This window comes from bacterium (genome assembly GCA_035703895.1).
GTDB lineage: Bacteria > Sysuimicrobiota > Sysuimicrobiia > Sysuimicrobiales > Segetimicrobiaceae > Segetimicrobium.
In genome coordinates this window covers 1-7,551 of record DASSXJ010000165.1, presented here as the reverse complement: position 1 = coordinate 7,551, position 7,551 = coordinate 1, and the positions used below count along the sequence as shown (strand labels likewise).

Below are 7,551 nucleotides of genomic sequence, written 5' to 3'. Positions count from 1 at the left end.
GCCACCTTGGCCTCTTCTTGATCGCGGACGGACAAGATGATGATCGGCGTCTGGGTCCACTCCCTGAGCCGCTTGGTGACCTCAACGCCGTCGAGGTCCGGGAGTCCGAGGTCGAGGATGATGATATCGGGTCGGTCGGCGGTGGCCAGGGCCAACCCCTCTTGGCCGCCTTCCGCTTCGAATACTTTGTGCCCGTGCGCGCTGAGGGAGACGCGAAGGAACCGCCGGATCGCACGCTCGTCGTCGACGACTAGGACCCGCAGCCCCGGTTCGACCACGCGCGTGCTTATCTTGCTACCGGAGTGACGACCTGAGTCGCGGGGATCGACAACGTCACGATAGTCCCGCCGCCTGGACGCTGCTCCGCCCAGATACGACCTCCGTGCAACTGGACGATCCCCGCGCTGATAGACAACCCCAAGCCGACTCCACCTGTATCGCGCGGCCGGCGAATCCGGTGAAACTTGTCGAAGATGCGCTCAGCCTCGCCCGGGGGGATGCCGACGCCTCGATCGGCGATCTGGATCTGGAGCTCCGACCCCGCCATCCCGGCATGGATCTCGACCGGCGAGCCCGCCGGTGAGTACTTGAGGGCATTGTCCAGGACGTTGGCCAGCACCTGCGTGATGAGGACGAAGTCCATCGGCACCTCTGGAAGGCTTGGCCCCACATCCACCCTGACCTCGCGTCCCCGCAGCGCATCGCCGAACTGGCTCAACACCGACCCGATCAGTTCCTGAATGTCCGTGGGCGCAACCCGCAGCTTGTACGCCCCGGCTTCCAGACGCGTCATCTCGAGGAGGTTGCCCACGAGCCGATTCATGTGCTCGGCTTGCTCCCTCGCCGTCTCGAGCAGTTCGCGACGCTGGGCGTCGTCCAGGACCGTTCCTGGGTCGGCCAGGCTGCTCAGGGACCCGGTAATCGACGCCAGGGGGGTGCGGAGTTCATGCGAGATCGAGTCGAGAAGGGCCGCCTGCAGCTTCTCCGTCTCGCGAAGCACCTCCACCCGTTTCGCGACGTCGGCGAGTTGCGTGCGTTCAATGGCCAGTGCAGCCTGATTCGCGAAGGCCATGGCGAGGTGCCGCTGTTCGGACGTCAGCGGCTCCGCGGCCGTGGCCGGGCGTACGGCGAGCACGCCGCGCACGGCCTGGGACGTCTTGAGGGGGAGATATCGGGCCGAGGCCGCCGGGAGCGTGTCGGTGCCGTAGCCCGCCACCTCGCCATGTTCGTACACCCAGGTCGCGACGGCAAACTCGTTCTCGTCCAGCGGGAAGCCAGGAGCCTTGTAGATCGGCTGCAGCCGCCCCTCGACCGGCAGCAAGACGGCGACCTCCCGGCTGAACGTGGCGGCGATGTGCCGGGCAACCGCCGCCGCGATCGCTTCCAGGCTGTTCATCGACGCCAGGTCCCCGCTCAACGCGTAGAGCGCGGCCGTGTAGGCCTCCCGCTCCCGCGCAGCCTGCGCCTGCTCCTTGGCCCGACCGGCAAGCGTACTGATCACCATGCCGACCACCAGGAGCCCGGCAAAGGTGAGGAGGTACTGCGTGTCGGACACCGCAAACGAGAACCGCGGCGGCACAAAGAAGAAGTCGAACGCCACGACGCCGAGCGTCGCGCCGAGAACCGCGGGCCCCCGCCCCCACTGCAGGGCGATGATCACCACCGCCAGCAGGTACAGCATCGTCAGGTTCGTGGGGTCTAAGCGGGCCTGGACCATCATGCTCGCCGCCGTGACCAGGCCGATGATGCCGGCGCTGTACAGGTAGGGCAGGCGGGGCTGCGGCTGCACCCTCCGTTCTGCCCGGAGGGACTTGAGCCGCTCCACGGGCCCTCGAATGACGTACACGTCGGTCGCGCCGCTGGCCCGGATGATCCGGTCCACCACGGCCCCCCGGATGAGCTCGGCCCACCACGGCCGGCGCGAGGCGCCTACGATGATCTTCGTGATGTTGTGGGCTCGCGCGTACCGGATCACCTCTTCGGCGACGCTCGTGCCGGGGAGCGTGACCACGGTCGCACCGAGTTCCTCGGCCAGCCGAAGCAGCCGCGCGAGCCGGTCCCGTTCTTCGTCGGTGTACCGGCTCGCTTCACCCGTTTCCACGTGCAGGACGATCCATTCGGCGTCCAGGCCCGCCGCCAGGCGACGGCCCGTCCGCACGAGGCGCTCCCCGGCAGGGCTGGGATCGAGGCAGACGAGCACACGCTCACCCGCCGGCCAGGGCCCCGGGATCGCGTGCGCGCCCATATAGGTCCGCATCTGCCGGTCCACGCGACCGGCCAGATAGCGCAGCGCGATCTCGCGCAGAGCAGTGAGGTTCCCCGGCCGGAAGAACTTCTCGACCGCGCGGCTGGCCTGCTCGGGGATGTACACTTTCCCCTCGTGGAGCCGTTGGATGAGCTCGTCCGGAGGTAGATCCACCAGATCGATCTCGTCGGCTTCCTCCAGAACCCGGTCGGGGATGGTCTCGTGCACGGTCACGCCGGTGATCTGGGCGACGACGTCGTTCAGGCTCTCGACGTGCTGGATGTTCAGCGCAGTATACACGTCGATGCCCGCGGCCAGGAGCTCTTCCACGTCCTGGTAGCGCTTGGTATGCCTCGAACCGGGGACATTGGTATGCGCCAGCTCGTCGACGACGGCGAGTTGGGGATGGCGGCTCAGCACGGCATCGAGGTCCATCTCTTCGAGCGCGATGCCGCGGTATTCGGTGCGCTGCCGGGGGATCTCCGGGAGCCCAGAGAGCAGGGCCACGGTCTCCTGCCGCCCATGGCACTCGCAGTAAGCCACGACGACATCGCGCCCCTGGGCCAGTTGCTCGTGAGCCGCCTCGAGCATCGCGTACGTCTTCCCGACCCCAGCGGCAAAGCCGAGGAAAACCCTCAGTTTCCCCCGCTGCTTCCGCCGCTCCTCCGCCGTCGCTTGCTCAAGGAGCGCCTCGGGACGTGGACGTTCCTGCTCGACGATCATGTGGCTTCGGGGTCACCTCGTTTGGTCCAGATTCGATTCCAATATAACACGTTATAACACGTTCTCGGCGAACGCATTGGTGCTCGTCAGGACGCTCGGTTACTCAAGGGCCGCGAACTCCCGGAGACCAAACGCGGGCCAATCAACGCGTTCGCACAGGCTTCGCGCCTCGGTTCCAGAGGGACCCAAGTCTCGAAGGAGGTTGCGAATGTCCTCGCGCTCCCGTTCGAGGAACGTCCGGATCTCGACGGCGACCTCACCGAGCGGTGGGACCGGACGCCGGTTCAGAAATCGGTACCATCTGGCGCTGCGGTAGTGGGCACGCGTCACTTCGTCTCCGTGGATCGACTCGGCGATCTCGCGGGCTCGGGCCTGCGCGTCTTCGAAAGGATCTTCCAGGACGGAGCGCAGGTTGCCGTTCTGCATGCGCCAGAATAAGTATGGCAAGATCAGGCTGCCGGCGTAGTATAAGCTCGAATCGAAGAGGCGCTGCTCGAGATGGCGGAGCTCATGGGCAAGGATCACGGTGAGACCAACCAAGGGGCCGGTCGCATCCTCGTGGGCGATCCAGACGACGTAATTGGTGTCGGCGGTCACCCGATAGCGAACTTTCTCGGGGATCATGGGATTGCCGCGCTCGACCGGCCAGAACAGTCCGTGGAGCTTAAACGGATTTCTGCGGGCGAGGAGATCACCCCCCCGCTCCCCATCGAGCCACACGAGCAGGCCACAATCCGGGATCTGCATCGACTCAAGAACCCGAGCAACATGGGGCTCCAAGAGTGGGGAGGCTTCGGCCTCGATGGTATTCATGCGCCTATAGTACCGTAGTGAGCCAGGTGGACGCCATTCGTCGCTTCTCGTTTTGTCGAGCGCTCACAGGGGAAGCGATGGCGCATTCCGAACCATCGCGTCACTCATGACTGCGCTCAGTCTGGCGCTGAGGTTCATGCTGGTCGCTGCAGCCGTCTCTATCGTCACCGAGCAGCTGCGCGTACCGTACACGATCGCCCTCGTCATCGCCGGCCTCGCGATCGGAAATTTGCATCTTGCTTCCCCGATCACGGTCACGCCGGAGGTGCTGCTCACCCTCCTTATTCCCCCGCTTCTGTTTGAGGGCGGCCTCCGGTTGCCCCCAAGACACCTCAAGACGTACGGGGGACTCATTGGATTGCTGGCCGTCCCCGGCACGATCCTGACCGCGCTGGTGATCGGCTGGACTGTAAAGGCGCTCTTTCACCTCGACCTGCGCAGTGCATTGTTGCTGGGCGCGATCGTCTCAGCGATCGACCCGGTGAGCGTGCTGGCCTTTCTGCGCGAGGCACGTCTGGATATCCGGCTGGGCGTGATCCTCGAAGGCGAGGCGGTGCTCAACGACGGCGTGGCGATCGTCCTCTTCACGATTATCGGCGCAGGCGCCACCGTCGGCTTCATGGGGGTGGGCCTCCAGTTTATCTGGCTCCTCGGCGGCGGCGTGGTGGTCGGTGGTCTTGTGGCGGCGGCGACCGCGTATGCCATGGGCCATACTCAGCAACCTCTCGTGGAGGCCCTCGGAAGTCTCATCGCGGCCCTGGGTGCACTCCTCGCGGCAAATGCCATTGGCGCAAGCGGGGTCATCGCCGTCGTCGCGGCCGGCGTAGTGTTCGGAAGCTACGGCCCCCGACATCTGACCGACTTTGGGCGCGAAACCGTGAGCACCACCTGGGCCGTGATCGCCTTTCTCGCCAATTCCATGCTCTTTCTGCTCATCGGGCTGGAGGTGCCCGCGGCACTCCTCATTCATCACTGGCTGCTCATCCTCGTTGTGATCGGCACGGCGTTTGCCATTCGTGTGATTATCGTGCAGGCATTCACCTCGATCCGGCAAACGCGCACAGATCTTTTTCCCAGGGCGTGGCGGTATCCACTCGTCTGGGGCGGCCTCCGAGGTGGGGTGGCCATCGCGCTCGCCCTTGGCCTGGATCGGACAATCCCTGGGCGTGAGACGATTGTGGCCGGGGCCTTCGGTGTTGTGGTGTCCACATTGCTGGTACAGGGGTTATCGATCCGGCCCGTGATGCGGTGGGCCGGGCTCCTCCCCATGGCGCGGCAGGAAGAAACATCGCCCCGTCCCTGAAGCGTGTGTCACTCACTTCGCTCGATCGAGATCTCGATTGAGCTCGAGGACGTTCACGCGCGGCTCCCCGAGGATGCCAAACTGGCGGCCCGCGGTGTGCTGTCGAACGAGCGTGCGGACGGCTTCCGCCGGCAGTTTGCGCACCCGGGCGACGCGCGGTACCTGGTACAGGGCCGCCGCGGGGCTGATGTGCGGGTCGAGCCCGCTTCCCGAAGCCGTGACGAGATCCACGGGGACCGGCGCCGCGTTCCCTGGATCGGCCGCCCTGAGATCCGCCACGCGCTGCTTCACCGCATCGATGAGCGCCTGGTTGGTGGGCGCCAAGTTCGAACCGCTCGACGAAGCCGCATTATACGCCTGCGGGGACGTCGCCGACAGCCGGCCCCAGAAGTACTTGGGATCGGCGAACGGCTGGCCGATCAGCGTCGAGCCGACGAGATGGCCGTTCTCGATGATCAGGCTGCCGTTCGCCTGCCGCGGGAACAGGACCTGTGCCAGGCCGGTAATGACGAGCGGGTAAATCAAACCCAACAGAACCGTCAACAGCAGTGTCAGCATGATCGACGGGTACAGGTGCTTACGCATGCTCCTCCGCTCCTTTTCGGCGTCGCTACCGCAGGCCTAACGCGGCCAGGATGACGTCGATCAGCTTGATCCCGATGAAGGGAGCGATGACGCCGCCCACGCCGTAGACGATGAGGTTGTCCCGCAAGATTCGGGCCGCCCCGGCTGGCCGGTACCTGACCCCGCGGAGGGATAGCGGGATCAGGGCGATGATGATCAGAGCGTTGAAGATCACCGCCGAAGAGATGGCGCTCTGCGGCGTCGCCAGGCGCATGAAGTTCAAGGCCGTGAGCACGGGGTACGTCGAGGAGAACGCCGCCGGGATGATCGCAAAGTACTTGGCCACGTCGTTGGCGATGCTGAACGTCGTTAACGCGCCACGCGTCATCAAGAGCTGCTTGCCGATCTCGACGACCTCGATGAGCTTCGTGGGGTTGCTGTCGAGGTCGATCATGTTCGCGGCCTCGCGGGCGGGCTGGGTCCCGGTGTTCATCGCTACCGCCACGTCGGCCTGCGCCAGGGCCGGGGCATCGTTCGTGCCGTCCCCGGTCATCGCCACGAGCCGGCCCCCCATCTGCTGATCACGGATCAGCTTGAGCTTGTCCTCCGGCTTCGCCTGGGCTAGGAAGTCATCCACCCCGGCCTCAGCCGCGATCGCCGCCGCGGTCAGCGGGTTGTCGCCGGTGATCATCACCGTCCGGATGCCCATCCGCCGCAGCTGCAGGAACCGCTCCTTGATACCGCCTTTGACGATGTCCTTGAGGTGAATGACGCCAAGGATTTTGTCGTTGCGCGAGACGGCAAGGGGAGTCCCGCCCGACCGCGCGATCCGGTCGACTACCGTCGTGAGCTCGGCGGGGATGCTTCCCCCTAGCGTCCGCACGTGCTCGATGATGGCGTCGGAGGCGCCCTTGCGGATGACGAGGCCATCCAGGTCGACCCCGCTCATCCGGGTCTGGGCGCTAAAGGGCACGAATTTGGCGCCCTGCGGCGCTTCGGGGCCCGTGCCCACCGTCCGGCCGCGTAGGGCATACTTTTCCTTTGCCAGCACGACGATGCTGCGTCCCTCGGGCGTCTCGTCGGCGAGGGACGCCAGTTGAGCGACCTCGGCCAACTGTTGGGTGTCGCTGCCATCCAGGGAGAGGAACTCCACGGCCTGACGGTTGCCGAGCGTAATGGTGCCGGTCTTGTCCAACAGCAAGACGTCCACATCGCCCGCCGCCTCGACCGCGCGCCCCGAGAGGGCGATCACGTTGCGCTTGATCATGCGGTCCATCCCGGCGATCCCGATCGCGCTGAGCAGCCCGCCGATGGTCGTGGGAATGAGGCACACTAGGAGGGCGACGAGCACCGTGATCGTCACCGGGGTCCCCCGCCCCGCCACGCCGACGCTGAACACCGAGTACGGCAGCAGCGTCGCACAGACGATCAAGAAGAGGATCGTGAACCCCGCCAGCAAGATGTTCAGGGCGATCTCGTTCGGCGTCTTCTGCCGGCGGGCGCCTTCGATCAATCTGATCATGCGATCGATGAAGCCCTCACCGGGATCCGCGGTCACCCGCACGATCAGCCAGTCGGACAGCACCCGGGTGCTGCCCGTCACCGCGCTGCGGTCCCCGCCCGACTCACGGATGACGGGGGCGCTTTCGCCCGTCACCGCGCTCTCGTCCACGGAGGCGATCCCCTCGATGACCTCGCCGTCGGCCGGGATGATGCCGCCCGTTTCCACGAGCACCACATCGGCCTTTCGCAGCGCCGTGGAGGACACGGTTTCGTATGGGGCCCCGCGCACAGGCCGCTGGAGGCGCTTCGCGGGAGTCTCGCGCCGCGCCCGCCGGAGCGCCTCGGCCTGCGCCTTGCCGCGGCCTTCGGCCAGGGCCTCCGCGAAGTTGGCGAAGACCAC

General features: G+C 66.0%; 6 protein-coding genes. 1 reads left to right on the top strand and 5 read right to left on the bottom strand.

The window, feature by feature from the left end; all coding sequences use genetic code 11:
* The 3 genes from VFP86_11785 to VFP86_11775 all read right to left on the bottom strand — a co-directional run.
* Positions 1–278, bottom strand: a 278-nt coding sequence (locus VFP86_11785) for a response regulator (GenBank protein ID HET9000321.1), incomplete at its 3' end; no start/stop codon positions are given.
* 8 nt (positions 279–286) lie between these two features.
* Positions 287–2,968, bottom strand: coding sequence for a sensor histidine kinase KdpD (locus VFP86_11780; protein ID HET9000320.1), 2,682 nt, complete (start codon positions 2,966–2,968; stop codon positions 287–289).
* Between the two features lie 99 nt (positions 2,969–3,067).
* Positions 3,068–3,781 (bottom strand): hypothetical protein, encoded by a 714-nt coding sequence (locus VFP86_11775; protein HET9000319.1) that lies wholly within the window; start codon positions 3,779–3,781, stop codon positions 3,068–3,070.
* A gap of 136 nt (positions 3,782–3,917) precedes the next feature.
* On the opposite strand from VFP86_11775, the gene VFP86_11770 reads away from it, so the two are divergent.
* The gene (locus VFP86_11770; GenBank protein ID HET9000318.1) at positions 3,918–5,084 is read left to right on the top strand and encodes a cation:proton antiporter; all 1,167 of its coding nucleotides are present in this window, start codon (positions 3,918–3,920) and stop codon (positions 5,082–5,084) included.
* Between the two features lie 12 nt (positions 5,085–5,096).
* Here the strand turns inward: VFP86_11770 and kdpC are convergent, their stop codons facing one another.
* Both kdpC and kdpB read right to left on the bottom strand, forming a co-directional pair.
* On the bottom strand, positions 5,097–5,669 hold the full coding sequence (kdpC, locus tag VFP86_11765) for a potassium-transporting ATPase subunit KdpC (GenBank protein ID HET9000317.1): 573 nt from the start codon (positions 5,667–5,669) through the stop codon (positions 5,097–5,099).
* 25 nt (positions 5,670–5,694) lie between these two features.
* The coding region (gene kdpB / locus VFP86_11760; GenBank protein ID HET9000316.1) for a potassium-transporting ATPase subunit KdpB at positions 5,695–7,551 on the bottom strand (1,857 nt) is incomplete at its 5' end.